Origin of the sequence: Leclercia sp. LSNIH8 (assembly GCF_002920195.1) — a bacterium.
In the GTDB taxonomy this organism is placed as follows: domain Bacteria; phylum Pseudomonadota; class Gammaproteobacteria; order Enterobacterales; family Enterobacteriaceae; genus Enterobacter.
This window is the reverse complement of the sequence record NZ_PQJY01000012.1, coordinates 58,683-85,600: the sequence shown is the minus strand read 5'-3', so window position 1 is coordinate 85,600 and position 26,918 is coordinate 58,683. Positions and strand designations below refer to the sequence as shown.

General features: G+C 58.3%; 28 protein-coding genes. 14 read left to right on the top strand and 14 right to left on the bottom strand.

Going from position 1 to position 26,918, the window contains the following annotated elements:
• Window positions 1-11: 11 nt before the first annotated feature.
• Window positions 12-887 carry a sulfofructosephosphate aldolase gene (gene yihT, locus C3406_RS23010; RefSeq protein WP_103825288.1) on the bottom strand — a complete coding sequence of 292 codons (876 nt, stop codon included), beginning with the start codon at window positions 885-887 and terminating at the stop codon, window positions 12-14.
• A 17-nt stretch (window positions 888-904) separates the two neighbouring features.
• Window positions 905-1,795, bottom strand: a complete 891-nt coding sequence (gene yihU, locus C3406_RS23005; RefSeq protein WP_103825287.1) for a sulfolactaldehyde 3-reductase — start codon at window positions 1,793-1,795, stop codon at window positions 905-907.
• 155 nt (window positions 1,796-1,950) lie between these two features.
• Between yihU and C3406_RS23000 the strand changes: the two genes are divergently transcribed.
• From C3406_RS23000 to C3406_RS22965, 8 genes are all read left to right on the top strand, one after another.
• Window positions 1,951-2,847 carry a sugar kinase gene (locus C3406_RS23000; protein WP_103825286.1) on the top strand — a complete coding sequence of 299 codons (897 nt, stop codon included), beginning with the start codon at window positions 1,951-1,953 and terminating at the stop codon, window positions 2,845-2,847.
• Window positions 2,848-2,881: 34 nt separating this feature from the next.
• On the top strand, window positions 2,882-3,682 hold the full coding sequence (locus C3406_RS22995; RefSeq protein WP_103825285.1) for a DeoR/GlpR family DNA-binding transcription regulator: 801 nt from the start codon (window positions 2,882-2,884) through the stop codon (window positions 3,680-3,682).
• A 119-nt stretch (window positions 3,683-3,801) separates the two neighbouring features.
• Window positions 3,802-4,401 carry a glucose-1-phosphatase gene (gene yihX, locus C3406_RS22990; protein ID WP_103825284.1) on the top strand — a complete coding sequence of 200 codons (600 nt, stop codon included), beginning with the start codon at window positions 3,802-3,804 and terminating at the stop codon, window positions 4,399-4,401.
• On the top strand, window positions 4,395-5,276 hold the full coding sequence (locus C3406_RS22985) for a virulence factor BrkB family protein (protein ID WP_103825283.1): 882 nt from the start codon (window positions 4,395-4,397) through the stop codon (window positions 5,274-5,276). Before yihX ends, C3406_RS22985 begins: the two co-directional genes overlap by 7 nt.
• The gene (dtd, locus tag C3406_RS22980; protein ID WP_103177564.1) at window positions 5,273-5,710 is read left to right on the top strand and encodes a D-aminoacyl-tRNA deacylase; all 438 of its coding nucleotides are present in this window, start codon (window positions 5,273-5,275) and stop codon (window positions 5,708-5,710) included. The genes C3406_RS22985 and dtd overlap by 4 nt, the downstream gene beginning before the upstream one ends.
• 44 nt (window positions 5,711-5,754) lie before the next feature.
• Entirely contained in the window at window positions 5,755-6,696 is a 942-nt protein-coding gene (fabY, locus tag C3406_RS22975) for a fatty acid biosynthesis protein FabY (protein WP_032615389.1), read from the top strand.
• Between the two features lie 122 nt (window positions 6,697-6,818).
• The gene (locus tag C3406_RS22970) at window positions 6,819-7,061 is read left to right on the top strand and encodes a ribbon-helix-helix protein, CopG family (RefSeq protein ID WP_023618112.1); all 243 of its coding nucleotides are present in this window, start codon (window positions 6,819-6,821) and stop codon (window positions 7,059-7,061) included.
• Window positions 7,062-7,063: 2 nt separating this feature from the next.
• Window positions 7,064-7,435: a type II toxin-antitoxin system VapC family toxin gene (locus C3406_RS22965; RefSeq protein ID WP_103825282.1), complete on the top strand. Its 372-nt coding sequence runs from the start codon at window positions 7,064-7,066 to the stop codon at window positions 7,433-7,435.
• Window positions 7,436-7,474: 39 nt separating this feature from the next.
• On the opposite strand, the gene fdhE is transcribed toward C3406_RS22965, so the two are convergent.
• Genes fdhE through fdnG form a run of 4 tightly spaced genes read right to left on the bottom strand, consistent with a single transcriptional unit; the run spans window position 7,475 to window position 12,998 of the window.
• Complete coding sequence (fdhE, locus tag C3406_RS22960) at window positions 7,475-8,404, bottom strand: formate dehydrogenase accessory protein FdhE (RefSeq protein WP_103825281.1); 930 nt, start codon at window positions 8,402-8,404, stop codon at window positions 7,475-7,477.
• Entirely contained in the window at window positions 8,401-9,036 is a 636-nt protein-coding gene (gene fdoI, locus C3406_RS22955) for a formate dehydrogenase cytochrome b556 subunit (RefSeq protein ID WP_103825280.1), read from the bottom strand. Before fdoI ends, fdhE begins: the two co-directional genes overlap by 4 nt.
• Complete coding sequence (gene fdxH, locus C3406_RS22950) at window positions 9,033-9,935, bottom strand: formate dehydrogenase subunit beta (RefSeq protein ID WP_103825279.1); 903 nt, start codon at window positions 9,933-9,935, stop codon at window positions 9,033-9,035. Before fdxH ends, fdoI begins: the two co-directional genes overlap by 4 nt.
• Before the next feature lie 12 nt (window positions 9,936-9,947).
• Window positions 9,948-12,998: a formate dehydrogenase-N subunit alpha gene (gene fdnG / locus C3406_RS22945; RefSeq protein WP_146052376.1), complete on the bottom strand. Its 3,051-nt coding sequence runs from the start codon at window positions 12,996-12,998 to the stop codon at window positions 9,948-9,950.
• Between the two features lie 440 nt (window positions 12,999-13,438).
• Between fdnG and fdhD the strand changes: the two genes are divergently transcribed.
• Together fdhD and C3406_RS22930 are read left to right on the top strand one after the other, a co-directional pair.
• A complete protein-coding gene (gene fdhD, locus C3406_RS22935; RefSeq protein WP_103825276.1) occupies window positions 13,439-14,269 on the top strand; it encodes a formate dehydrogenase accessory sulfurtransferase FdhD in 831 nt (276 codons plus the stop codon).
• A 114-nt stretch (window positions 14,270-14,383) separates the two neighbouring features.
• A complete protein-coding gene (locus C3406_RS22930) occupies window positions 14,384-14,596 on the top strand; it encodes a YdgH/BhsA/McbA family protein (protein ID WP_103177552.1) in 213 nt (70 codons plus the stop codon).
• A 41-nt stretch (window positions 14,597-14,637) separates the two neighbouring features.
• Here C3406_RS22930 and C3406_RS22925 read toward each other — a convergent pair whose 3' ends face one another.
• Together C3406_RS22925 and C3406_RS22920 are read right to left on the bottom strand one after the other, a co-directional pair.
• Window positions 14,638-14,961: an AzlD domain-containing protein gene (locus tag C3406_RS22925; protein WP_103825275.1), complete on the bottom strand. Its 324-nt coding sequence runs from the start codon at window positions 14,959-14,961 to the stop codon at window positions 14,638-14,640.
• Entirely contained in the window at window positions 14,961-15,620 is a 660-nt protein-coding gene (locus C3406_RS22920) for an AzlC family ABC transporter permease (RefSeq protein WP_103825274.1), read from the bottom strand. The genes C3406_RS22925 and C3406_RS22920 overlap by 1 nt, the downstream gene beginning before the upstream one ends.
• A 103-nt stretch (window positions 15,621-15,723) precedes the next feature.
• Here C3406_RS22920 and C3406_RS22915 point away from each other — a divergent pair, with 103 nt between their 5' ends.
• The 4 genes from C3406_RS22915 to C3406_RS22900 all read left to right on the top strand — a co-directional run bounded on the left by C3406_RS22915 (window position 15,724) and on the right by C3406_RS22900 (window position 20,834).
• Window positions 15,724-16,272, top strand: a complete 549-nt coding sequence (locus C3406_RS22915; RefSeq protein WP_103177540.1) for a helix-turn-helix domain-containing protein — start codon at window positions 15,724-15,726, stop codon at window positions 16,270-16,272.
• A 19-nt stretch (window positions 16,273-16,291) separates the two neighbouring features.
• On the top strand, window positions 16,292-17,287 hold the full coding sequence (locus C3406_RS22910; protein WP_103825273.1) for a LacI family DNA-binding transcriptional regulator: 996 nt from the start codon (window positions 16,292-16,294) through the stop codon (window positions 17,285-17,287).
• Between the two features lie 104 nt (window positions 17,288-17,391).
• Window positions 17,392-19,515: an alpha-galactosidase gene (locus C3406_RS22905; protein ID WP_103825272.1), complete on the top strand. Its 2,124-nt coding sequence runs from the start codon at window positions 17,392-17,394 to the stop codon at window positions 19,513-19,515.
• Between the two features lie 44 nt (window positions 19,516-19,559).
• Window positions 19,560-20,834 carry an MFS transporter gene (locus tag C3406_RS22900; RefSeq protein ID WP_103825271.1) on the top strand — a complete coding sequence of 425 codons (1,275 nt, stop codon included), beginning with the start codon at window positions 19,560-19,562 and terminating at the stop codon, window positions 20,832-20,834.
• Here the strand turns inward: C3406_RS22900 and rhaM are convergent.
• The 6 genes from rhaM to rhaS form a co-directional block, all read right to left on the bottom strand.
• A complete protein-coding gene (gene rhaM, locus C3406_RS22895) occupies window positions 20,822-21,136 on the bottom strand; it encodes an L-rhamnose mutarotase (protein WP_103825270.1) in 315 nt (104 codons plus the stop codon). The two genes, C3406_RS22900 and rhaM, sit on opposite strands and share 13 nt — an antisense overlap.
• On the bottom strand, window positions 21,133-22,281 hold the full coding sequence (gene fucO, locus C3406_RS22890) for a lactaldehyde reductase (RefSeq protein WP_103825269.1): 1,149 nt from the start codon (window positions 22,279-22,281) through the stop codon (window positions 21,133-21,135). Before fucO ends, rhaM begins: the two co-directional genes overlap by 4 nt.
• 70 nt (window positions 22,282-22,351) lie before the next feature.
• Window positions 22,352-23,356, bottom strand: a complete 1,005-nt coding sequence (locus C3406_RS22885) for an ABC transporter permease (RefSeq protein ID WP_103825268.1) — start codon at window positions 23,354-23,356, stop codon at window positions 22,352-22,354.
• Window positions 23,353-24,357 (bottom strand): ABC transporter permease, encoded by a 1,005-nt coding sequence (locus tag C3406_RS22880; RefSeq protein ID WP_103825267.1) that lies wholly within the window; start codon window positions 24,355-24,357, stop codon window positions 23,353-23,355. Before C3406_RS22880 ends, C3406_RS22885 begins: the two co-directional genes overlap by 4 nt.
• Window positions 24,357-25,859 (bottom strand): sugar ABC transporter ATP-binding protein, encoded by a 1,503-nt coding sequence (locus tag C3406_RS22875; protein WP_103825266.1) that lies wholly within the window; start codon window positions 25,857-25,859, stop codon window positions 24,357-24,359. Before C3406_RS22875 ends, C3406_RS22880 begins: the two co-directional genes overlap by 1 nt.
• 68 nt (window positions 25,860-25,927) lie before the next feature.
• Window positions 25,928-26,914, bottom strand: coding sequence for a rhamnose ABC transporter substrate-binding protein (gene rhaS / locus C3406_RS22870; protein WP_103177531.1), 987 nt, complete (start codon window positions 26,912-26,914; stop codon window positions 25,928-25,930).
• Window positions 26,915-26,918: the final 4 nt, after the last annotated feature.

The window sequence follows — 26,918 nt, the reverse complement described above, 5'->3', positions numbered from 1 at the left end:
CGGATCCTCTCTTAGCGGCGGGCCATCATTTCGTCGACGATCTCGCCCAGACGCTGCAGTTTCGGTACAGAAATATCGCGGAGCATCAGCTCGGTGTCTGGCAGGCCAATCACCGATGACCAGACGGCGCGCCCGGCTAAAAAGCCCGATGCCCCCGCCTGCATCGCCACGCTTACGGCGCGCGGGAAGAGCTTGTCGTCCACGCCGGAGGAGAGGATCACCCAGGGCATGTTGATCTGTTCGTTGAGCTTCTGCGAGGCCGCCAGCAGCGCCTGCTGCGTCCCTTTGCCAAACAGCGGCATCTCCACTTTGTAGAGATCGGCACCGCTATCTCCCAGCTCTTTGGCCGCGTCGATAATCGCCTGCTCGCGATTAAACGCGTCACCGCGGCGCGGCGGACGCACCACCGGCTCGATAATGCTCAACAGACCGTTGTCATGACACAGCGTGTTGAACGCCTTCACCATCTCCAGACGCTGCTGCGGATCTTCATCGCTGCGCCACAGCACCAGCAGCTTCAGCGCCTTGCCGCCATCGCGTTTGACTGCCTGCGCGTCGACGTTCTTGTCGATCACCACGCTGTCGACGGGAATACCGTTCCCTGGAATAAACTCGTCAGCGGCCACAATCATCGCGCAGCTTTTCGCAACCGCCTGCTGCTCCACGATCTGGCGATAGCAGAACTGCTGGTCGACGAGGATCGCAGAGGCGTATGGCGACAGAATTTTCGCCGCGTTGACCTTAAAATCCGTGAGGTGCTGGTCAGTTACCGGCACCGGCGCGCCTGCCGCGGCAAACATCAGGCGCATCGCTTCGCGCTGATCGACGGCCAGCATGGCAAAACCGCCGGAAGGTCGGGTGATATCTTTCAGGGTGTACATCGTCATTCCTCAGTCCTTTCGTATCAGTGTGATTTTTTCAGCCCGGCGGATGCGCGAACCTGTTCGAGAATGGCTGTCCAGTCTTCGCGCCCGCGCCCGGCGGCGCGTGCCTGGTTGTAAACTTCGCGGGAAGCCGCGCCCAGCGGCATCGGAACGTGGAGCTGGTTGGCCACGTCCAGGGCGATCCCCAGATCTTTATGTGCAAGGTCGATCATAAAGGCCGGGGAAAGATCCCCTTTCAGCACCTTGTTCGGCCAGGAGGTGGTGAAGTGGCCTTTGCCCGCAGGGGTGCCGCTCATCACCTTCAGCGCCACGTCAAAGGAGAGGCCGAGGGCTTCGCACAGCACGGCCGCCTCGGCGGAGAGGGCGTTCAGGGCGATACTCATGTAGTTATTGATTAGCTTCACGCGGATGCCCATGCCCGGCCCGCCGGCGTTAATCAGCTCATTGCCCATCGCCATTAAGACGGGGGTGGCGCGCTCAACCTGCTGCGCCGTGCCGCCTGCCAGCAGGAGCAGCGTGCCGGCGATGGCATGGTCTGACGTGCGCCCGACGGGCACATCCATCAGGCTGAAGCCGCGTTCAGCCATGTCACGGATCAGGGCGTCGGTTTGCAGGGGATGAATGGTGGACATATCAATCACCAGCGCGTCGCGGGATAACCCTTCGCACACGCCGTGCTCGCCGAACAGTACGCTGCGCACCAGGTCACCGTTGGGCAGCATGGTGATAACGAATTCGGCATCCGTTGCGGCCTGCGCGGGCGTTGCCGCCGCCTGGGCACCGCTTGCAACCAGCGTCTGAACCGCCTGTGGGTTCACATCAAAGACCTGAAGCTGGTGGCCTTGCTTCAACAGATTCTTCGCCATTGGCGCGCCCATCTGCCCTAAACCGATAAATGCGATTGCTGACATGCCTCTCTCCTGTCATATCGTGTCAATTTCTGCGCGTTTATGTTGTCTGTTTTTGATCGTATTTGTAATTTATAGTCAAAAAATAGACATGGGTCACTTTTTAAATATTTGGTGAAATTAAAATGAGAGCAACAGAAAACGCAGAAGGAATTACCATGACTCGCATCGTTTGTGTCGGCATCACCGTGCTGGATCGCATCTGGTATCTCGATGATTTACCAAAGGAAGGTGGGAAATATGTCGCAAAAAATTATACGGAAGTGGGCGGCGGCCCGGCAGCAACCGCGGCGGTGGCGGCGGCAAAACTGGGCGCGGAAGTGGATTTTATTGGCCGGGTGGGGGACGACGATACCGGGACAAGATTGCTCACGGAGCTGGAATCCCTGGGGGTGAATACCCGCTATACGCGCGTCGTGAAAGGTGCCCGCTCGTCCCAGTCCGCCGTGCTGGTGGATGCAGGCGGGGAACGCGTTATTGCCAACTATCCCAGCCCGGATCTCCCTGCCGCGGCAGACTGGCTGCATGAAATCGACTTCTCTCAGTGGGATGTCGTATTAGCAGACGTGCGCTGGCATGAGGGGGCCAGAGAGGCGTTTACCCTTGCCCGCCAGCAGGGCGTGCCGACCCTGCTTGATGCGGATGTCACCCCGCAGGATATCGCGGAGCTGATTACCTTAAGCGATCACGCAGCCTTCTCTGCGCCGGGTCTGCAGCGTTTAACGCAGCGGGATGAAGTCGAAGAGGCGCTGAAAAAAGCACAAACGCTCACAAATGGACATGTGTATGTCACCCAGGGGCGAGGCGGTTGCTTCTGGCTGGAGAACGGCGCGCTATGTCACCAGCCTGGCTTTGAGGTAGAGGTGGTTGATACCACCGGGGCGGGGGATGTTTTCCACGGTGCGCTGGCGGTCAGCCTGGGGCAAAAGCAATCTCCGTCGGAAGCGGTACGCTTCGCCAGCGCTGTGGCAGCACTGAAATGCACGAAGCCTGGCGGGCGGGCTGGTATACCCGACTGTGATCAAACCCGCTCTTTTTTGTCACTTTTTGTATAAAATGCGGGGCGTGATGGTTTTCAGAGGACAGCCCATGAGCCTTACCGAACTGACCGGCAACCCGCGTCACGATCAGCTGCTAACGCTGATTGCCGACCGTGGCTATATGAACATTGATGAACTGGCGCAACTGCTGGATGTCTCCACGCAAACGGTGCGCCGGGATATTCGCAAGCTGAGTCAGCAGGGGCTGATCACGCGTCATCATGGCGGCGCGGGCAGGGCATCCAGCGTAGTTAACACCGCCTTCGAGCAGCGCGAAGTCTCCATGACCGAAGAGAAGCGGGCGATAGCCGAAGCCATTGCCGACTACATTCCCGATGGCTCGACCATTTTTATTACCATTGGCACGACGGTAGAGCACGTTGCCCGGGCGCTGCTCAACCATAATCATCTCCGCATCATCACCAACAGCTTGCGGGTGGCGCACATTCTTTATAAGAATCCGCGCTTTGAGGTGATGGTCCCCGGCGGCACGCTGCGCCCGCACAATGGAGGCATTATCGGGCCTGCCGCCACGGCGTTCGTCTCTGGCTTTCGCGCAGATTATCTGGTGACCAGCGTTGGCGCGATCGAGCAAGACGGCGCGATGATGGAGTTCGATGTCAATGAAGCCAGCGTGGTGAAAACCATGATGGCCCACGCCCGGCACATCTTACTGGCGGCCGATCATACGAAATATCACGCCTCTGCTGCGGTTGAAATTGGTAACGTCGCACAGACGACGGCGCTCTTTACCGACGAGCTACCCGGCTCCGCGCTGCAAACGCACCTTAAATCGAGCAAAGTTGAAGTTATTGAAGTCAATTCAAACGACGAACAGCAGGCGGGTTAACCCTCTCCCGGTCCGACGGTGAGCGTCGGGCCGTTCCTTTCTTTAAGCTGAAGCTGGCGCATAGCCAAACATCTCCATTCCCGCTACAGTTACTTTTCACGGCAAACAAGGAGAGATAAATGCTCTATATCTTTGATTTAGGAAACGTAATTGTCGATATCGACTTCAATCGCGTGCTGGGCGCCTGGAGTAATTTCAGTCGCGTGCCGCTGGCGACGCTTAAACAAAGTTTTACGATGGGCGAGGCTTTTCATCAGCATGAGCGCGGCGAGATTTCGGATGAAGTTTTTGCCGAAAAGCTCTGCCATGAGATGGCCCTCCCCCTCAGTTACGAGCAATTTTCCCATGGATGGCAGGCGGTCTTTGTCGGTATCCGCCCTGAAGTGATTGCCATCATGCACAAACTGCGCGAGCAGGGGCATCGGGTGGTGGTGCTTTCCAATACCAACCGTCTGCATACCACCTTCTGGCCGGAAGAGTATCCCGAAGTGAAAGCGGCTGCAGACAAGATCTATCTCTCTCAGGAGATGGGAATGCGTAAGCCGGAGGCGCGCATCTATCAGGCCGTTCTGCAGGCGGAAGGATTCTCTGCCGCCGATGCCGTCTTTTTTGACGATAACGTCGATAATATAGAGGGAGCTAACCAGGCAGGTATCACGTCAATTCTGGTGACCGGAAAAGAGACGATACCCGACTACTTTGCGAAGCAGTTATGCTAAAAAACGTTCATCAAAAAGCCAGCCACCATACCAGGCCGCTACGTGCGTGGCTAAAACTCCTCTGGCACCGCATCGATGAGGACAACATGACCACGCTGGCAGGCAACCTTGCCTACGTGTCGTTGCTCTCTCTGGTGCCGCTGGTGGCGGTCATCTTTGCGCTTTTCGCCGCCTTTCCGATGTTTTCGGATGTCAGCCTGCAGCTGCGGCATTTTGTCTTTGCCAACTTTATGCCGGCAACCGGGGATGTCATCCAGAACTATATTGAGCAGTTTGTTGCTAACTCCAGCAAGATGACGGCGGTCGGGGCGGTGGGCCTTATTGTCACCGCGCTGTTGCTGATGTATGCCATTGATAGTGCCCTGAACACTATCTGGCGCAGCACCCGCGCACGGCCTAAAGTTTACTCGTTTGCGGTCTACTGGATGATCCTGACCCTGGGGCCATTGCTGGCTGGAGCCAGTCTGGCGATCAGTTCCTATCTGCTCTCATTGCGTTGGGCCAGCGATCTCAACAGCGTGATTGACGATGTGCTGCGGATCTTTCCGCTGTTCCTCTCATGGCTCGCTTTCTGGCTGCTATACAGTATTGTGCCGACGACGCGTGTGCCTAACCGGGATGCGATGGTGGGCGCGCTGGTTGCCGCTCTGCTGTTTGAACTGGGCAAGAAAGGATTCGCGCTTTACATCACCATGTTCCCCTCCTATCAACTGATTTATGGCGTGCTGGCGGTGATCCCCATTTTGTTCCTCTGGGTTTACTGGACGTGGTGTATCGTCTTGCTTGGCGCAGAAATTACTGTCACTCTCGGGGTATACCGCGAGCTAAAAAAAGCAGCAGAAGCCGAAAAAAAACGAGAAGCAGACCAACCATGATTGCATTGATTCAGCGCGTAACCCGTGCCAGCGTCACCGTGGAGGGGGAAGTGACGGGTGAAATTGGTCCGGGACTTTTAGTCCTGTTAGGTGTCGAAAGGGATGACGACGAGCAAAAAGCCAACCGCTTATGCGAACGCGTGTTGGGTTACCGCATCTTCAGCGATGCGGATGGCAAGATGAACCTTAACGTCCAGCAGGCGGGTGGCAGCGTGCTGGTGGTGTCACAGTTTACGCTGGCAGCTGATACCGAGCGCGGCATGCGCCCCAGCTTTTCTAAAGGGGCGGCGCCGGATCGGGCAGAAGCGCTCTATGAATACTTTGTTGAGCGTTGTCGCCAGCAAGAGATGCATACACAGACCGGACGATTCGCTGCGGATATGCAGGTTTCGCTGGTAAATGATGGCCCTGTCACTTTCTGGCTCCAGATATGAGTGAGCTGACGGTATGGCCGCGGGTAACCAGAGAGAGTACAGCTATGTATCACCTTCGAGTACCGCAGACAGAAGAAGAGTTAGCGCTTTACTACCAGTTCCGCTGGGAGATGTTACGTAAGCCATTACATCAGCCGAAAGGGTCGGAACGCGACGCCTGGGACGCGATGGCGCATCACCAGATGGTGATGGATGAAGAGGGCAATCTTGTCGCGGTGGGGCGACTCTATATCAATGCCGATAATGAAGCCTCTATCCGCTTTATGGCGGTGCATCCTTCCGTGCAGGATAAAGGTCTGGGCACATTAATGGCGATGACTCTGGAGTCCGTAGCCCGCCAGGAGGGTGTTAAGCGCGTCACCTGTAGCGCGCGCGAAGACGCGGTAGAGTTTTTTGCCAAGCTGGGTTTTATAAACCAGGGCGAAATCACCACCCCACAAACCACTCCGATTCGTCATTTTTTGATGATCAAACCCATCGCCTCGCTGGATGATATTCTGCACCGCGCCGACTGGTGTGGTCAGCTACAGCAGGCCTGGTATCAGCACATCCCCCTGAGTGAAAAGATGGGGGTGCGCATTCAGCAGTACACCGGGCAAAAATTCATCACCACCATGCCGGAGATCGGCAACCAGAACCCGCACCACACCCTGTTTGCCGGCAGCCTCTTCTCGCTGGCGACGCTCACCGGCTGGGGGCTTATCTGGCTCATGCTGCGCGAGCGTCATCTTGGCGGCACCATCATTCTGGCCGACGCCCATATCCGCTACAGCGCGCCAATCAGCGGCAAGCCGAGCGCAGTCGCCGACCTGGGTGCCCTGGGTGGCGATCTCGACCGCCTGGCACGAGGCCGCAAGGCGCGTGTGCAGATGCAGGTTGAACTGTTCGGCGATGAAACACCGGGCGCGGTGTTTGAAGGGACCTATATCGTTCTTCCTGCGAAGCCGTATGGCGCGTATGAAGAGGGGGGGAACGAGGAGGAGTAGTGTCCGGGTTCTGGAAGACGACTCGCAAAAGCGCTCGCCATTTTCAAATTGTTCTTTAACCCTGGATTCGCTAAGCGTACTTTGCCTGAAAATTAATCGCGGGTGATATACTAAGGTGATATATGAGCGTTTTGGCGGAACTTGATATGGGCAGAATACTTATCGATTTGTCTGATGACGTGATTCAACGGTTGGATAACCTCAAGCAGCTAAAAAACCAGCCGCGTGCTGAACTGCTGCGGGAAGCCATAGAGCTGTACCTCGACCAACAGAGTTCTTCGATTATCCGCGATGCGCTTGGCCTGTGGGGAGATCGCAAAGAGGATGGGCTGGAGTATGAGCGTAAGCTGCGCGAGGAGTGGTAATTGTGGAACACATGGCAGTGTTTGATACCAATATTCTCATCGATCTCTTTAACAATCGTGTTGAAGCGGCGGATACGATCGATCGTACCGCAGCGCATCGTGCTATCAGCTTAATTACCTGGATGGAAGTCATGGTTGGGGCTCGTAGGCACGGTCATGAGGCGAAAACGGCGGCAGTTATGGGCGCTTTCGAGATTATCGATATTACGCGTGAGATTGCTGAAAGAAGTGTATTGCTCCGCGAGAAGCATGGGATGAAACTTCCTGATGCCATTATTCTGGCCACAGCTCAGAGCAGAAACTGCCCGTTAATTTCACGCAATACCAAAGATTTTGCAGGTATAGCAGGGGTGGTTTCGCCCTATCAGCTGTAGGCCGGGCAAGCTTGCGCCGCCCGGCACTCTCACAGGAGATTATTCCCCTTCACCCGGGAACAGGAACGGGTTAATAGAGCTGCGGGCAAAGCCCTCCTGCTCCATTTTGGCGTCCAGTATCAGCGTGGCAAGATCGTCGGCGACGGCCTCTACTTTCGGGTCTTTTTCCTGATACAAAATCTTCAGGTAGGTGCCGCAGTCGCCGCAGCTCTCGGCTTTCACCGCGGACTGTTCATTTTCCAGCGACCAGTAGTGCAGATCGCGGGTCTGTTCACAGTTGCTGCACTTCACGCGCACCACGTGCCACTCGGTTTCACACAGGTTGCAGTGCAGGTAGCGCAGCCCCTGAGTGGTCCCAATTTGCACCATGCTGGAGACCGGCATTGAACCACACACCGGGCAGAACTGGCGGGCTTCACCATATTCAGCGCGGGCTTTACCCGGGATGAGGCTCGCCATTTGCGCCCAGTAGAGCGACAGGGCAGCCCAGATGAACGGGGCTTTATCGCTGCTGACCGAGGCAAAATCAGAGGCAAACAGCGCGCTCGCCATCTGCTCCAGCTCCTGCTCGGAGGCTTTCTCAAGATTCTCGATCACCGCCAGCGCCGGGCCGCTCATCTCAGGCTTCAGCTCGGCAATCAGGGAGTGCAGCAGCTTGTGCCAGTGCTTGTCGCGCGGCAGAACGTGGATATCCAGCGGCGGTTTGCCCTGCTCGCTCGCCTCTTTGATGCGCGCGGTCAGGTCCATCTGCAACGGATGGTCATACAGCACCACTTCCTGGGCGTGGGCGATCAGCGCCGCAAAGCGCAGATAGTCGCCAAGTGGGTTGCTCTCAGCCAGCTCACGCAGGCGTTCCGCGCGGCGGTTGTAGAGGTTTTTCAGTCTGGGGAACAGTAACGGCGGAATCACTTCCGCCGTGCGTTTCTCGCTCGAACCCAGCTCATCTTGCGGGATTATGCGAATACTCATTCAGTTTTATTTTCCGTTGTCTTTCGGACTTCGCGGTACCAGCGCGGGTGATGTTTCTTCGCCCACGTTTTGGTAACCCAGCCCTCCACCATCGCGGTAATGGTGCCTTTCACCCAGAGGGCGGCGTAAATATGCACCATGATAACCACAATTAACGCTACTGCGGCAAATGAATGCAGCATTAACGCAAATCGGATCACCGGGATTGAGAAAGCAGGCGCAAAGTACGGACGCCAGATGATCACGCCGCTGACCAGCAACAGGACCAGGAAGATAATCGCCGCCCAGAATACGCATTTCTGGCCGAAGTTATAACGCCCGGTGTCACCTACTTCCTCGTTGACGACGATCTTACGAATATTCTTCGCCCAAAAGATATCATCCCGATTGATTAGGTTATGGTGCCAGTAACGGAAAAACATGATGATGAACGAGGCAAACATCACCACACCCACGAACGGATGCAGGATGCGCGCCAGCTGCGGCGTACCCAGGATCTGCATCAGCCAGTTGAAGGAGGGGAAGAAGAACCCCAGCCCGCTTATCGCCGCCAGCATGAAGCAGAAGGCGGTGACCCAGTGGTTGATACGTTCCGGCGCCGTGTAGCGCACGATGGTGTCACGTCTTTTCATTTGCGCACCTCGTCTTTCTCTTCATGCAGGTTGTCCTCTTCCTCTTCCGCACGGTTCGGACCGACACCCACGTAGTGGAAGATGCTCGCGGCGAAGGTGGCAGCAAAGCCCACCGCGGCCAGCGGCTTCCAGATACCTTTCCAGAACTTCACGGTCGCGCTGATCTCCGGGTTCTCCGGCAGGCCGTGGTACAGATTCGGCTTGTCGGCGTGGTGCAGCACGTACATCACGTGCGTACCGCCAACACCGGCCGGATCGTACAGGCCTGCGTTGTCGTAACCGCGGGTTTTCAGTTCGGCCACACGCTCGCCCGCCAGGGTTTTCATATCCTCTTTGGAGCCAAAGTGGATAGCGCCGGTCGGGCAGGTCTTCACGCACGCCGGCTCCTGGCCGACGTTCACGCGGTCGACGCACAGCGTGCATTTGTAGACGCGGTTGTCTTCCGGATTCATGCGCGGCACGTCGAACGGGCAGCCCGCGATGCAGTAGCCGCAGCCGATGCACTGCTCTGACTGGAAGTCGACGATGCCGTTAGCATACTGGATGATCGCCCCTTCCGACGGACACGCCTTCAGGCAGCCCGGATCCGCACAGTGCATACAGCCATCTTTGCGGATCAGCCACTCCAGTTTGTCGTTCTGCTCCACTTCCGAGAAGCGCATCACCGTCCAGGACTTGGCGGTCAGGTCGGCGGGGTTATCGTACACCCCGACGTTGTGACCCACTTCGTCACGGATGTCGTTCCACTCTGAACAGGCCACCTGACAGGCTTTACAGCCGATACAGGTGGTTACGTCGATAAGCTTCGCCACTTCCTGCTGGTGGTCCCGCGCCTGGGGCGCGGGGGTGAACCCGTTAGTCGCGGAACGACGAATGATGTCTTGCGATTGATAAGCCATAAGTCGTCTCCGTTACACCTTTTCCACGTTCACGAGGAAGGCCTTAAACTCCGGCGTCTGCGTGTTCGCATCGCCGACGAACGGCGTCAGGGTGTTGGCAATAAACCCTTTCTTCGCCACGCCCTCATAACCCCAGTGAATCGGAATACCGATGGTATCCACCTGCTGACCGTGAACGTTCAGCGTGCGAATACGCTTGGTCACCACCGCCTTGGCCTTGATGTAGCCGCGGTTAGAGGAGACCTTCACGGTGTCGCCATGGGCGATGCCGAGCTTGTTCGCCAGCTTCTCGCCGATCTCCACAAACTGCTCCGGCTGCGCGATGGCGTTCAGCAGCGCGTGCTTGGTCCAGTAGTGGAAGTGCTCGGTCAGACGGTAAGTGGTGCCCACATACGGGAACTTGTCTTTTTTGCCCAACGCCTCGAAATCGCTTTTAAAGATACGGGCGGCCGGGTTAGAGACCACGTTCGGGTGCAGCGGGTTAGTGCCCAGCGGCGTCTCAAACGGCTCGTAGTGTTCCGGGAACGGCCCTTCCGCCATCTTATCGATAGCAAACAGGCGTCCCATCCCTTCAGGCTGCATGATAAACGGCCCGACATCGCTGCCCGGAGGCGCGGTGCTGTAGTCCGGAATATCCACGCCGCCCCACTTCGCGCCGTCCCACGTCAGCAGCTGACGCTTCGGATCCCACGGCTTACCCTGCGGGTCAGCAGAGGCACGGTTATAAAGAATGCGGCGGTTCAGCGGCCACGACCATGCCCAGCCCAGCGTATTGCCGAGGCCCGACGGGTCGGCGTTATCGCGGTTAGCCATCTGGTTGCCTTTCGGCGTCCAGCTACCGGCAAAGATCCAGCAGCCGCTGGAGGTGGTGCCGTCGTCGCGCAGATGGGCAAAGGTACTCAGCTGATCGCCTTTCTTCGCCAGCACCGCACCGGTAGCCGGGTCGATAACGTCTGCCAGCGCCTTACCGTTGCTCTCCATCGCCACCTCTTCCGGGGATGGATTCTCCGGCGTCGAGTAGTTCCAGGTCATGTTCAGGACCGGTTCCGGGTTCGCGCCGCCTTCAGCCGCGTACATCTTACGCAGGCGTAAGAAGATACCGGCCAGGATCTCACCGTCGTTCATGGCGATGCCCGGGGCATCCGCGCCTTTCCAGTGCCACTGCAGCCAGCGACCGGAGTTAACGATAGAGCCGTTCTCTTCCGCGAAGCAGGTGGATGGCAGACGGAACACTTCGGTCTGAATCGTCGACGGATCGACGTCGTTCGATTCGCCGTGGTTCTGCCAGAAGGTCGAAGTCTCGGTATTGAGCGGGTCAATGGTGACCAGGAACTTCAGTTTCGACAGGGATGCCACAACCTTATTCTTGTTCGGGAACGAGGCAACCGGGTTAAAGCCCTGGCAGATATAGCCGTTGACCTGGCCCTGGTTCATCATCTCGAAGTACTGGAGTACGTCGTAGCCTTTGTCCCACTTCGGCAGCCAGTCAAAGCCCCAGCTGTTTTCCGCCGTCGCCTTGTCACCGAAGAAGGCTTTCATCATCGAGACGAAGAACTTCGGATAGTTGCTCCAGTAGTTCACCTGACCTTCAAGCAGCGGTTTTGGCGTGCTGGCCGTCAGGTAGGTTTGCAGATCGGTCTGTTTTTCGCTTGGCAGGTTCATATAACCTGTCAGGCTTTGTGACAGCAGGCCGAGGTCGGTCAGACCCTGAATGTTGGAGTGGCCGCGCAGGGCGTTCACGCCGCCGCCTGCCATCCCCATGTTGCCGAGCAGCAGCTGAACCATCGCCATGGTACGGATGTTCTGCGCGCCGATGGAGTGTTGCGTCCAGCCGAGGGCATACAGGAACGAGGCGGTTTTATCGTGAACGCTGGTTTCAGCGATCATCTCGCACACCTTCAGGAAGTCCGCTTTCGGCGTCCCGCAGATGTTTTCGACCACCTCCGGCGTATAGCGGGAAACGTGCTCTTTCAGCAGGTTCCACACGCAGCGCGGGTGTTGCAGGGTGGTGTCCCGTTTCGCAAAGCCGTTCTCGTCCAGCTCGTAGTTCCAGCTGGTTTTGTCGTACTTGCGTTTTTCGGCGTCATAACCGCTGAACAGGCCATCTTCGAAGTGATAATCCTCACGCACGATCAGGCTGGCGTTGGTATAGGCTTCGGTGTATTCGCGGTTATATTTTTCGTTAGTCATCAGGTACAGCAGTACGCCTGACAGGAAAGTGATGTCAGTACCTGAACGAATAGGGGTGTAGAAATCCGCCACTGACGCAGTACGCGTAAAGCGGGGATCGATCACAATCAGTTTCGCACCGTTGTGGATTTTGGCTTCCATCGCCCAGCGGAACCCAACAGGGTGCGCTTCAGCGGCGTTACCGCCCATCACCACAATGAGGTTGGCGTTCTTGATGTCGACCCAGTGGTTGGTCATCGCACCGCGACCAAATGTTGGAGCAAGACTTGCTACCGTTGGTCCGTGTCAGACACGCGCCTGGTTGTCGACCGCGAGCATACCGAGTGCGCGCGTAAATTTCTGGGTTAAATAGCCGGTTTCGTTGCTGGAAGCAGAGGCACACAGCATCCCGGTGGAGAGCCAGCGGTTAACGGTGGTACCTTCAGTGTTCTGCGCGATGAAGTTGGCATCGCGGTCTTCTTTCATCAGCTTAGCGATGCGATCGAACGCCTCTTCCCAGCTAATCTGCTGCCATTTGTCGGAGCCTGGCGCGCGATATTCCGGGAATTTCAGGCGGCTTTCTGAGTGGATGAAATCCACCAGACCGGCCCCTTTCGGGCAGAGCGCGCCGCGGTTGACCGGATGATCCGGGTCACCTTCGATATGGAAAATAGATGCTTTGGCGTTTTTCGCGCCGTCGCCGAGGCTATACATTAACAGCCCACAGCCGACGGAGCAGTACGTACAGGTATTACGGGTTTCGCGGGTGCGCAGCAGTTTGTACTGCCGTGTTTCCGCCAGCGCGACGCCGGGCGCAAAGCCCAGTGCTGCTGCCGTGGTGCCTGCCATACCGCCAGCGCAGATCTTAAAGAACTGCCTTCTGCTGACCTGCATGGGTCACTCCTTGTTTCGACATTGCTACCTTTTATAGGGCGTGTCGCAGGGGCGTTCTGCCGCTTTCTGCAACGCGCCTTATTCAGGTACATATAGTTTTACTTTACGGTTACAAAATAACCGCAAAGGGATGGGATTTTGGATTCCCTCGGTTCCGTGAGGGATAAGGGGCAGAATACCACATTGTCGGTAGGCTTGTTTGAATGTAGTTAAAACAAAGTGAACGGAATCTAAGCGTGCTAATTTAAAATTGTGAACCAGATCGCTTTATTGATCCTGCGTGTTACAGGGGTGTAGCAACCTGTTCGCCGGGCTCCCCCGCAGGGAGTAAAGCCAGCTAACCGCTCCTTCACTGAAAAATTGATCCATCTCCGGCGCTAAACGCTGCTATTTATGCTGCAATAGCGCCCTTATTTGCGAAGTTGCCCAGGAATGATGTCGTGTCAAAAGAAAACCGTGATAACCCTTCCCAGCCCGTTGGTGTAGTAGCCTGTGAGGTGCGCAGACCTCCGCAGCTTAACCAGCCCATTCCCGACTGGCTGGCACAGGAAGTGCCTGTGGCGCTGGTTTATAACGGTATTTCGCACGTGGTGATGATGGCTTCGCCTAAAGATCTGCCTCTGTTTGCCCTCGGTTTTTCGCTCTCGGAAGGGATTATCGACCACCCGCAGGAGATCTACGGGATGGATGTGGTGTCGGTCTGCAACGGGATGGAAGTGCAGATTGAACTCTCCAGCCGACGCTTTATGGCTCTTAAGGAACGCCGCCGCGCGCTGGCCGGGCGCACCGGCTGCGGCGTATGCGGCGTGGAGCAGCTGAACGACATCGGTAAGCCCATCACGCCGCTGCCCTTCAGCCAGACCTTCACCCTGGCGAACCTCGATATCGCGCTGCAAAATCTCAACTCGGTACAGCCGGTGGGCAATCTGAGTGGATGTACGCACGCCGCCGCCTGGGTCCTGCCGTCGGGTGAGATTGCTGGCGGGCATGAAGATGTCGGACGCCATGTGGCGCTGGATAAACTGCTGGGCCGCCGGGCGGGAGAAAGCGTCGCCTGGCAGCAGGGGGCCGCGCTAGTCTCCAGCCGGGCCAGCTACGAGATGGTGCAAAAAGCGGCGATGTGCGGCGTAGAGATCCTCTTTGCGGTATCCGCAGCCACCACGCTGGCGGTTGAGGTGGCAGAGCGTTGCAACCTGACGCTGGTGGGGTTCTGCAAGCCGGGAAGAGCCACGGTCTATACCCATCCGCAGCGGTTGATTGTTGATCAGTAATTTTGAATGAAGTAAGCAAATCCTTCCGCTATCAGTTATTGGTGATGAGGCCTATTATTTATCACATCAAGGCACGGCGCCTTACACCAACAACTTATTGAAAGGGTCACTATCATGAAAAGCATCAAAACTTTTGTCGCTGTTATCGCTCTGGCTACTTCTTTCGGTTCTTTCGCTGCCCAGTCCGTCACCGCATCCGCCAGCACCATTGATGGCGCGGAAGCGAAAATTGCCGCTCAGGCTGAGCAGGCCGGCGCCTCCTCTTACACCATTACCCAGGCCTTCTCCGGTAACCGTGTACACATGACCGCTGAACTGAACAAATAAGCACACAGCATCTGTCGAAAGAGCGCCCCCGGGGCGCTTTTTTAGTTTATGCCCGCCAGACGTAATAGTGCCGTAACCACCGCCGCCGCGACGATCACGAAAATCAACGGTACCTTGCGCCAGGCGAGGAACACCGCAAAGGCCACACCCAGCACCCGCGCCATCCCGGCGAAATGTTCTCCTTCATAGAAGGTGGTCGCCAGCGCCACCGAAAAGAGCAACACCGTTGCCGCATCCGAGAGCAGCGCCTGAGAACGTTCAGACAGCGCTAACCGGCTGCCCAGTTTCGCTCCGCCGAGACGCATCAGGTAGGTGCCTGCGGAAAGCAGGGCGATGCCGAGAATAAAAACGGTCATATTTTCCATTATTTCTTCCTCGCCGCGAGACCAAGCAGGGAAAGCAGCACCGGCAGGCCCACCGGCGCAAACGGCACCGCGGCCAGGGAAAACGCCGCCCCGCTACAGGCGCGAATCAGCGTGGTGCGGATTTTAAAGGCGGGCACGACTAAGGCCAGCAAAATGGCCGGAAAGACCGCATCCAGCCCGATGGTCTCCGGCTCCGGCAGCAGTTTGCCGACCATCGCTCCCAGCAGGGTGCCCAGCGGCCAGATGATGGCCACCCCCAGGCCGCAGAGCCAGTAGGCGGCTTTGCGCTGTTCCGGCGTTTTTTGCGACAGGCCAAAGACCACGCTTTCGTCATTCATAATGTGGCAGCCCAGCAAGCTGGCGCCGCGTTTGCCCACCAGCTCACGCACCGTTACGCCAAACGGCACGTGGCGGGCATTGACCAGCAGCCCGGCGGCGGCCGCGGCAAGGGGATTACCGCCGCTGGCGACAATGCCGATAAACATAAATTCCGAGGCGCCCGCCAGCACCGAAATGGAGAGAACAAACGGCACCCACAGCGGAAAACCGTACGCCATCGCCAGCGAGCCGTAGGACATCCCCACGACGCCCACCGCCAGACAGACCAGGATGATGGCTTTGACCGTGTCGCCTTGCAGGCAAGAAAAAGTGTGCTTCATACAAATTTAGCCATATCGAACGAGTATCCATTATAATGAACGCAATAATATCGTTTATCAAGATGAACGAATCGTTCGTTTTAACAGTGTATGAGATCGTTTTATGACGCAGCCAATTAGCGTGATCGCCAAAAGTCTGGTGCGAGAGCGCACGCGGACCGGACTTTCACTGGCGGAGATCGCCCGCCGTGCCGGGATCGCCAAATCCACGCTCTCCCAGTTGGAGTCCGGAAACGGCAACCCCAGCCTCGAAACGTTATGGTCGCTCTGCGTGGCGCTGGATATTCCGTTTGCCCGCCTGCTTGAACCGCAGCAGCCTGCCACCCAGGTGATCCGCCTGGGTGAAGGCACAAAAGTGGTTGCGGAACAGGCAAACTATGAGGCCATTTTACTGGCGGCATGCCCGCCGGGCGCCCGACGTGATATCTATATTTTGATGGCCCAGCCCGGCGCGGACCGTATCTCCCATCCGCACCCCCCGGGTTCGGTTGAGCATATTATTGTGATGAAGGGGCGGGCGCTGATTGGCCTGACCGAATCGCCCGAGGAGCTGGGGCCAGGGGACTATATTTGCTATCCTGCCGACCAGCCGCATCTCTTCAAAGCCCTTGAGCCCGATACCTATGCGCTCATGGTGGCGGAACAAAACTAACCCAAAGACACGGATAATCATGTCGCTTAAAGCCATTGCTAAAGAACTGGGACTGTCGGTAACGACGGTAAGCCGCGCCCTCAACGGCTATTATGACGTTTCCAGCGAGACGCGGGCCCGCGTGGAGGCTGAAGCGCAGCGCCGCGGCTATCGGCCGAATACCTTCGCCCGTCGTCTGAAGATGGGCAAAATCGACGCCGTGGGGCTGATCTTTCCGGTGCATCCCGTTCCGCTCAATAACAGCGTCTTTATGGACATGGTCGGCGAAATTAGCCACCAATTAGCGCGTCATGAGATCGACTTATTGCTCATTGCCGATGACGATCTGGCTGATAAACACAGCTATATGCGTATGGTGCAGAGCCGTCGCGTGGATGCGCTGATTGTGGCCCATACGCTGGATAACGATCCGCGTCTCGAGCAATTGCAGGCCGCCGGGTTCCCCTTCCTGGCGCTCGGGCGCAGCCATCTGCCAAAGCCTTATGCCTGGTTCGACTTTGATAACTATGCGGGCACGCATACTGCCACCCAGCACCTGATTGCGCGCGGGCATCAACGCATCGCGTATCTGGGCGAAAGCCACAATCAGGCTTTTATCACCCAGCGCCGTCAGGGCTATCTCGATGCCCTGAAAGAGACCGGACTCTCCAGCGAATGGCTGCGCACCATGCCCCCTTCACGCCGCGCGGGCTTTACCACTACCCAACAACTGCTGGCGCTGGATGCGCCCCCGACAGCGATCGTCACCGACTGCAACACTCACGGCGATGGTGCGGCGATGGCGCTGGCGCAGATGGGACGCTTAACCGGCGAGCATGCTGTGTCGCTGGTGGTGTATGACGGCCTGCCGCAGGACAGCATTGTCGATATCGACGTGGCGGCGGTGATCCAGTCCACCCGTCAGGGCGTGGGTAAGCAGATCGCCGATATGGTGCTGCAGCTGATTAATGGCAGCGAAATCAGCCAGCTTCAGGTCTTATGGCAACCGGAATTCTCTCCAGGCCAGACGGCATAATTCTCCCTAATTTCTAAACCCGATCACAAATCCGAAACGTTTTGGTTTCTATCCGAAACGTTTCGGATCAACACTCAGGATATCCCGATGACAGGAGATGTCCGATGCAAGAGGCTATTTTACGACTCGCGAGTGAAACGGTGGATGTGGTGATCAAAACCCAGCCCTTCGCCGAAATTCTTTACTGGGGGCCACACCTTCGCCACTTTTCGCCGCAGGATGCGGCCACGCTTTCCCGCCCGATTGCTAACGGCAGACTGGACGTAGACTCGCCGGTGACGCTGATGGCGGAGCTGGCCCACGGCCTGTTTGGCGCGCCGGGCATTGAAGGCCACCGTCAGGGGCTGGATGGTTCGCCGCGGTTTCGTACCGTCGCGCTAGCGCAGCAGGGACAAGCTCTGACTCTCACCGCCGAAGACGACACCGCTGGCCTGCGTCTGACCAGCGAGATCGCCCTCGATGACAGCGGCGTGCTGGCGATCCGCCACGGCCTGACCAACCTCAAAAGCCTGCCGTGGCAGGTGGATCGTCTGGCCGTCACCCTGCCGCTGGCAGAACGGGCCCGCGAAGTCATGGCGTTTCATGGCCGCTGGATCCGCGAATTCCAGCCGCATCGGCTGCTGCTGGAGCACGACAGCTTTGTGATCGAAAACCGCCGCGGCCGCAGCTCCCACGAGCATTTTCCGGCGCTGATCGGCGGCACGCCGGGCTTTAGCGAAATGCACGGCGACGTCTGGGGCGTGCATCTGGGCTGGAGCGGCAACCATCGCCTGCGCGCGGAGGCCAAAACCGATGGCCGCCGTTATCTGCAGGCCGAAGCGCTCTACCTGCCGGGTGAAATGGCGGTGGAGGAGGGGGAAACCCTGTGGACCCCACGCCTTTACGCCAGCTACTCCGCGCACGGGCTGAACGGCATGAGCCAGCAGTTCCACCGCTATCTGCGCGCCAACATCATCCGCTTCCCGGAGAACAAACCGCGCCCGGTGCATCTCAACACCTGGGAAGGGATCTACTTTAACCACGATCCGGAATACATCATGCGGATGGCGGATGAAGCGGCCTCGCTGGGGGTGGAGCGCTTTATCATTGACGACGGCTGGTTCAAAGGCCGCAACGACGACCATGCCGCGCTGGGGGACTGGTATCTCGACGAGCAGAAATACCCCAACGGCTTAACGCCGGTGATCAACCACGTCAAACGTCTCGGCATGGAGTTTGGTATCTGGGTTGAGCCGGAGATGATCAACCCGAACTCCGATCTCTACCGTGCCCACCCGGACTGGGTGCTGGCCTTACCGGGTTATGAACAGGCCACCGGCCGCCACCAGTGGGTGCTGAACCTCAACATTCCTGCCGCCTTCGACTACCTGCTGGAGCGCATGAGCTGGCTGCTGGGAGAGCATCAGGTTGACTATGTGAAGTGGGACATGAACCGCGAGCTGGTGCAGCCGGGCCATAACGGTAAGGCCGCGGCCGATGCCCAGACCCGCCAGTTCTACCGCCTGCTGGACATTCTGGGCGAACGCTTCCCGCACGTGGAGTTTGAATCCTGCTCCTCGGGTGGCGGGCGTATTGACTATGAAGTGCTGACCCGCTGCCATCGCTTCTGGGCCTCGGATAACAACGACGCGCTGGAACGTAATACTATCCAGCGTGGCATGAGCTACTTCTTCCCGCCTGAGGTAATGGGCGCGCATATCGGTCATCATAAATGCCATGCCACCTTCCGCCAGCACAGCATCGCCTTCCGGGGCCTGACGGCGCTGTTCGGCCATATGGGGCTGGAGCTGGATCCCCTCGCCGTGGATGAGCAGGAGCGCGAAGGCTACCGGCACTACGCGACCCTGCATAAGCAGTGGCGCGAGGTGATCCACCACGGCACCCAGTGGCGGGTGGATATGCCCGACAGCACCACGCTGGCGCAGGGGATAGTGAGTCAGGATCAGCGCCAGGGGCTGTTTATTGTCAGCCAACTGGCGATGCCGGACTACACCCTGATGATGCCGCTGCGCATGCCGGGGCTGGCGGCCAACGCCCGGTACCGCATCACGCTGCTCGATCACCCCAATATCCGCCTGACCGGCGAGGGTGGGCACACCATGCGCAAGCTGCCAGCCTGGATGGAGACGCCGCAAACGGTGAGCGGCGAATGGTTGATGCAGGCGGGGCTGGCCCTGCCGGTTCTGGATCCGGAAACCGCCATTCTGATTGGCGTTGAACGCGTATAAGGCCAACGGGCCGGGCAACCGGCCCTGAGTTGAGGATAAAAATAATGAACACGACTGCCTGTACCCATAAAGACAACCCGAACTTCTGGATCTTCGGGTCGTTCTTCTTTCTCTACTTCTTCATCATGGCCACCTGCTTTCCGTTCCTGCCGATCTGGCTGTCGGATATCATCGGTCTGAATAAAACCCATACCGGGATCGTCTTCTCCTGCATCTCGCTGTTTGCCATCTCGTTCCAGCCGGTGCTGGGGGTGGTGTCGGACAAGCTGGGGCTGAAGAAACACCTGCTGTGGATCATCGCGGTCCTGCTGTTTCTCTTCGCGCCCTTTTTCCTCTACGTCTTCGCCCCGCTGCTGAAGACCAACATCTGGCTCGGGGCGTTAAGCGGTGGGGTCTATATCGGCTTTGTCTTTTCGGCGGGATCGGGCGCCATTGAGGCCTATATTGAGCGCGTAAGCCGCAACAGCTTCTTTGAGTATGGCAAGGCGCGCATGTTTGGCTGCCTCGGCTGGGGGCTGTGCGCCTCGACGGGCGGCATCCTGTTTGGCATCGATCCGTCGTATGTCTTCTGGATGGGCTCCGCCGCGGCGCTGGTCCTGATGGTGTTGCTGGTAGTGGCAAAACCAAAACCTAACCAGACCGCGCAGGTGATGAATGCCCTCGGCGCGAACCAGCCGCAGATCACCGTCAAAACCGTCATCAACCTGTTCCGCCAGCGCAAAATGTGGATGTTTATTCTGTACGTGATTGGCGTGGCCTGCGTCTATGACGTCTTCGATCAGCAGTTCGCCACCTTCTTTAAAACCTTCTTCGCCACGCCGGAGGAGGGGACGCGGGCGTTCGGTTTTGCGACCACCGCCGGGGAGATCTGCAACGCCATCATCATGTTCTGCTCCCCGTGGATCATAAACCGCATTGGCGCGAAAAATACGCTGCTGATTGCCGGGGTGATCATGGCGACGCGTATTATCGGTTCGTCATTTGCGACCACCGCCGTCGAAGTGGTGGCCCTGAAGATGCTCCACGCGCTGGAAGTGCCGTTCCTGCTGGTGGGGGCGTTCAAGTACATCACGGGGGTGTTCGATACCCGACTGTCCGCGACCATCTACCTGATTGGCTTCAACTTCGCCAAACAGCTGGCGGCGATTTTTCTCTCCGCCTTCGCCGGGAATATGTATGACCGGATCGGCTTCCAGGATACCTACCTGATGCTGGGCTGTTTTGTGCTGGCGGTGACGGTGCTGTCGGCCTTTATGTTGAGCAGTAAGCGGGAGATCGCTGCCGCGAACGCGGCAGCGTTAACACATCAGGCCAGGTAAAACACCTCTTTCAGCCCGGAGCTCACCGGGCTGTTGTCCGGGTTAGCGGGCATCACCTCCCCCATATATTTCCACCAGCGCTGGCAAACATCGGTGTTCGCCACCGCGTTCCAGCGCTCTTCCGACTCGATCTCCACTGTGGCAAACAGCAGGTGACGTTCTTTATCCAGATAAATGGCGTAATGGTGGGCGCCGTGGTCTTTCAGCACCGCTTCCAGCTCGGGCCAGATCGGGTTGTGACGGCGTTCATACTCCTCGTGTGCGTCAGGGTTCACCTGCATCACAAAGGCTTTGCGGATCATAATGCCTCCAGATAGAGTTCGCGCACCTCGTCGCGGCTGGCGCTGCGTGGGTTGCAGGGGGCGCACGGGTCGGCGAGGGCTTTGTCGAGCCAGCCTTCGATATCGGCTTTGGTGACGCCCAGCTTGCTGAAGCCGGACGGAATACCGACGCGACTGCTCAGGGCGCGGATGGCGTTGATCGCCGCCATGCTGGCCGCTTCGTCGCTCATCTCACGGGTGTTGACACCCATTGCCTGGGCCACGCGGGCAAAGCGTTCCACGGCGTTCGGGCGGTTAAAGTTTTCGATAATCGGCAGCAGGATGGCGTTGCACACGCCGTGCGGCAGGTTGTGCGTGGCCCCCGGCTGGTGGGCCAGGGCATGCACCAGCCCCAGTCCGGCGCTGTTAAAGGCCATACCTGCCAGATACTGGCCGTAGGCCATCTGCTCGCGCGCCTCCAGGTTATGTCCGTTGTCGACCGCCTCCGGTAGCCAGTGGGTAATCAGGCGAATGGCTTCCAGCGCGTTAGCATCGGTGAGGGGGTGAGCGCCGACAGAGACATAGGCTTCGATGGCGTGGGTCAGGGCATCCATCCCGGTGGCGGCGGTAACGGAGGCCGGAATGTCGAGCATTACGCTGGCATCATCCACGGCGATATCCGGGATGATGTTCGGATCGATAATCACCTCTTTGACCTGACGCGCCGAGTCGATGATCACCGCATTGCTGGTCATCTCTGCCGCCGTACCTGCGGTGGTGTTGATGGCCACCAGCGGCACGCCGGGGTTGAGCACTTTGCCGACGCCGGAATAAGCGGTAGACGGGCCAGGATTGGCGGTGAGAATTTTAATTGCTTTGGCGGTGTCGATCGGGCTGCCGCCCCCGAAGGCAATGATGTAATCGCACTGCGCATCCTGGAAAGCGGCAAAGCCCTGCTGCACCAGTTCTTCCGTCGGATTCGGGAAGACCGCGTCAAACAGGTGATACGACATCTGCTCTGCGTCGAGGGCGGAAAACAGGCTGTCGAGCAGGCCCATTTTCACCAGCTGACCGTCGGTGACAATCAGCGCGGTGCCCCACTGTTTGTTTGCCACCAGCTTAACCATATCGCCGATTGCGCCTGCGCCGTGCAGGCTGATTTTCGGCAGCGCCAACATAAAGCTCATGATAATTCTCCTTAATTATGGTGATTTTTATGCCCGGCAGCGCTACGCTTGCACGCAGCGCCACCCGGCACTAGATCCGTCTTCGCTGCATCAGGCGGCGGGTGATGATCGGCAGGGAGATCACCACAATGAGCATTGCGCCGATGATCACCGACATCACAATGCCCGGCACGTTGAGTAGGCTCAGGCCGAAGGTGACCAGCCCCATCAGGAAGGCGGCGATAATCACGCCCACCATGCTGCCGGACCCGCCAAGAATATTGACCCCGCCAAGCACCGCCATGGTCACCACCGCCAGCTCCCAGCCCATCGCGATGGTCGGGCGGGTACTGCCCAGACGCGAGGTGAGCAGCACCGAGGCCAGCCCGGCCATCAGCCCCACCAGGGCAAAGAGGATCAGGTTGTGACGCTTCACGTTGATGCCGGAATACCATGCCCCGGTGGGGTTATTGCCGATGGCGTAGGTGCGACGCCCGAAGTTGGTTTTGTGCAGCACGAAGGCAAACACCACCGCCAGCACCATAAACAGCGCGAACTCAAACGACAGTGCACCCCAGACGTATCCCTGGCCGAACCAGGCGAAGCTCTCCGGCCAGGTATTAAGCGCCTGGTCACCCAGCAGAATGTAGGTGATGCCGCGGTAAAGGCTCATAGTGCCGATGGTGATCACAATCGACGACAGGTTAAAGCGGGTCACCAGCAGGCCATTGAACAGCCCGCACAGCAGGCCAACCCCTAACCCCACGCAGACCAGCCACGGTGTATCCAGCCCCGCCGCCGCGCAGAAGCCCATCACCGTCGAGCTCAGGGCGATAGTGGAGGCCACCGACAGGTCAATCTCCCGGGCGATAATCAGCATCGCCATCGGCAGCACGATGATCGCCTTTTCAGTGAAGTTGAACGTCGCATCCGACAGGTTCCAGATATTCAGGAAGTACGGGGAAGCCAGGGCATTGCCCACGAACACCGCCAGGGTGACCGCCAGCAGAAAACCTTCCCAGCACAGCAGGCGCCGGAAAATGCCCGCCGGGGCCGGAGTATTTTTCATCTCTTCAGAGGTCATCACTTTACTCATGATCTCACCGCCTGTTTCTGACGTGCCAGCGCCGCATCGCGCAGGATCAGCCGTCCTTTGCGTTTGTTGCCGCGCTCATTGAGCAGCACCGCAATCACAATCACCGTCCCGGAAATCGCCATCTGCCAGAACGGCGACACGCCGATCACCGGCAGGGCATTGTTGATGACGCCGAGGAAAAGCGCCCCGCACAGGCAACCTAATACCCGGCCCGTACCGCCCATGGTGCTGATGCCGCCGATCACACAGGCCGCCACCACCTGAAGCTCAAAGCCGTTCGCCACATCGACATAGGCCACCGCGAAGCGCGAGATCCACAGATAGCCGCAGAACCCGGCCAGCGCCCCGGAGAGGCAGAAGCTGACAAACTGCATTTTGCCGGCGTTGATGCCGGTGTAGTACGCCGCCGTGGCGTTACCGCCCGCGGTGTAGAACGCCCGCCCGGTGCGGCTGTAGCGCAGGAAATAGCCCACCAGCAGCAGGGCGGCGATGGCGCACCAGCTCAGCACCGGTAAACCCAGCACCGACGCACGCGGCAGACCGAGGAAATCGGCCCCCATCTGGTTGGAGTTGACCCAGCCGCCGCCGGAGAGCAAGAAGATAATCCCGCGGTAGATGCTCATGGTGCCGAGCGTCACCACTATCGCCGGGATGCCCATCTTCCACACCAGCAGACCGTTGATAACGCCCATCAGCAGGCCCAGGGCCGTCGCCAGGATGAGCAGCACCCAGACCGGCACCTCGGGGTAGTTAAAGTTGATCAGGGCGACAATCATCCCGGTCAGCGCCAGGTTGGCCGCCATCGACAGGTCGATGCCTTTGGTGAGCAGCACCATCATCTGGCCGAGGGCGAGGATGATCAGAATCGAGGTATCGTTAAACATCTCCACCAGGTTACCCGGCGCGATAAACGACGGGATGCGGGTGCCGATGGCGATCACCATCAGCACAATCACCGCCGCCAGCAGCGCCTCGCGGTGTTTAAGCAGTTGTTGCACCATTATGCAGCCTCCTGTCTGGCACCGCTGGCGGCGCTGACGATGGTTTCCGCCGTCGCGCCCCCCGCCTGATACTCCGCCACCATTAACCCTTCATGCATGACGATGATCCTGTCGGCCATGCCTATCACTTCCGGTAGTTCAGAGGAGACCATGATCACCGCCAGCCCCTGACCAACCAGCTCGGACATAAACTGATGCACCGCCGCTTTGGAGCCGATATCGATCCCTTTGGTCGGTTCATCGAGGATGATGACGTCCGGGTGGGTCGCCAGCCATTTGCCGATCACCACTTTCTGCTGGTTGCCGCCGGAGAGGGTTTCCACCGCCTGCTTCCAGCTAAAGGCTTTCACCTGCAGCCGCTTCGCATATTCATCCGCCAGCTGCCACTCGCGCGCGTCGTTCAGCACGCCGCTGGCGTTGAGCTTGCTGAGCTGCGGCAGGCTGATGTTCTGCGCAATCGACAGCTCAATAATTGCCCCCTGCTTCTGGCGCTCTTCCGGCACGCAGACGATCCCGGCTTTGATGGCGTCCGCCGGCTGGCGGAAATGCTGCGCTTTGCCGTTCAGCACAATGCTGCCGGAGGAGGGCCGCGAGACGCCGGAGAGCGCCTGCATCAGCTCGGTACGCCCGGCGCCAACCAGGCCATAGAAGCCGAGGATTTCGCCTTTGCGCAGGGTAAACGAAATATTGGCGAACTCGGTGGGGTGGCAGAGATCCTGCACCTCCAGGACGATGTCGCCCTTCTCGCATTCCACTTTTGGGAAGGTCTGGGTAATGGCGCGCCCTACCATCATCGCCACCATCCGCTCTTCGGTGATGTCGTTGATGGCCCCGGCGCCGACAAATACGCCGTCGCGCAGGATGGTGTAGTGATCCGCCAGCTCAAAAATCTCGTCGAATTTGTGGGAGATAAAGAGGATGGCTTTTCCTTCCTGCTTTAAGCGTTCGACAATCTGATAGAACTCGAGAATTTCATGCTGCGACAGGGCGGCGGTGGGTTCATCGAGGATCACCACCTGGGCATCAAACGACAGCGCACGGGCAATGGCCACCATATGCCGCTGGGCGATGCTCAGGGTTTTCAGCGTCGCGCGCGGGTCAATCTGCACCTCCAGACGGGTGAGGATCGCCTGCGCCCGGCGGTGCATCTCCGGCCAGTCGAGCTTTTTGAAAAAGCCTTTATAGAGGTACTGGCCGACAAAAATATTTTCGGTGACCGACAGCTCATCGAACAGCACGGTCTCCTGGTGGATGGCGGTAATACCCACCTTGTGCGCCGCGTCAGGGGTCGGCAGCTGAATGGGGATCGCTTTATAGAGGATTTCGCCCGCGTCGGGCTGGTAGATGCCGGTCATCACTTTCACCAGCGTCGATTTGCCCGCGCCGTTTTCACCAATCAACGCGGTGGCTTTGCCGGGCCAGAGTTCAAGCTGCACATTCTCAAGGGCACGCACGCCAGGGAAAACCTTGGTGATGCCGTTGAGTGCCAGTAATGGGGTCATGATAGTTCTCCACCATAGGGGATTTTGTAGGCCGGATGGCGCTACGCTTATCCGGCCTACAAAACGCATCAGAAGATTTTCGAGAACTTATCAATGTTGCTGGCATCGTAAACGAACGGCTCAGCCATCGCACCGTTGCCGTCGGCATCCAGCTTCACTTTGCCCAGTTTGCCCATGCTGGCTTCGTCTTTGGTCGCCGTGCCTTTCACCAGATCGTCCGCTAAGTAGGTCGCGGCATAACCGAGGTCAATCGGGTTCCAGATAGCGAAGCTCTTGCTGGCGCCGGATTTCACCGCGCCCGCCATTTCAGACGGCAAGCCTAAGCCGGTGACGTACACTTTGCCGATCTTGCCCTGGTCTTTCACCGCCTGCGCCGCCGCCACGATGCCGACTGACGACGGGGAGACGATCACTTTCAGATCCGGGTAGGTTTTCAGCAGGCCAACCGCTTCGCGGTAGCTCTTGTCAGAGAGATCGTCGCCATAGGCCACGGTCACCAGATTGACGGACGGGTACTGCGGCAGCACCTTTTTCATCTCGGCAATCCAGGTGTTCTGGTTAGTGGAGGTAGGGGTAGCGCTCAGCACCGCCACGTCGCCTTTCTCCACATTCAGCGCTTTCAGCGCGTCGGCCGCCAGCTTGACGTTGGTCTCGCCAATCAGCGCGTTATTAGAAGGGTTAAGGTGGATCTGGCGCCCGGCTTTCGCCACGCCGGAGTCCCAGGAGACCACTTTGATCCCGCGCTGCATCGCTTTTTTCAGCACCGGCACCACGGCGTCAGGATCGTTGGCGGAGATGGCGATCGCATCGACACCCTGAGCGATCAACCCGTTCAGCACTTCGATCTGCGCTTCTGCGGTGGTGGTGGTCGGGCCGGTATAGATGACTTTGACATCCCCCAACTCTTTAGCTGCCTCCTGGGCACCCACGTTTGCCGCTTCAAAGAAGCCATTACCTAAGGATTTCGCCACCAGGGCGATTTTCACTTCAGCTAAAGCAGAACCGGACAACGCCAGGGCGGCAACGGTGAGGATCAAGCTTGTCTTTATTTTCATTGCT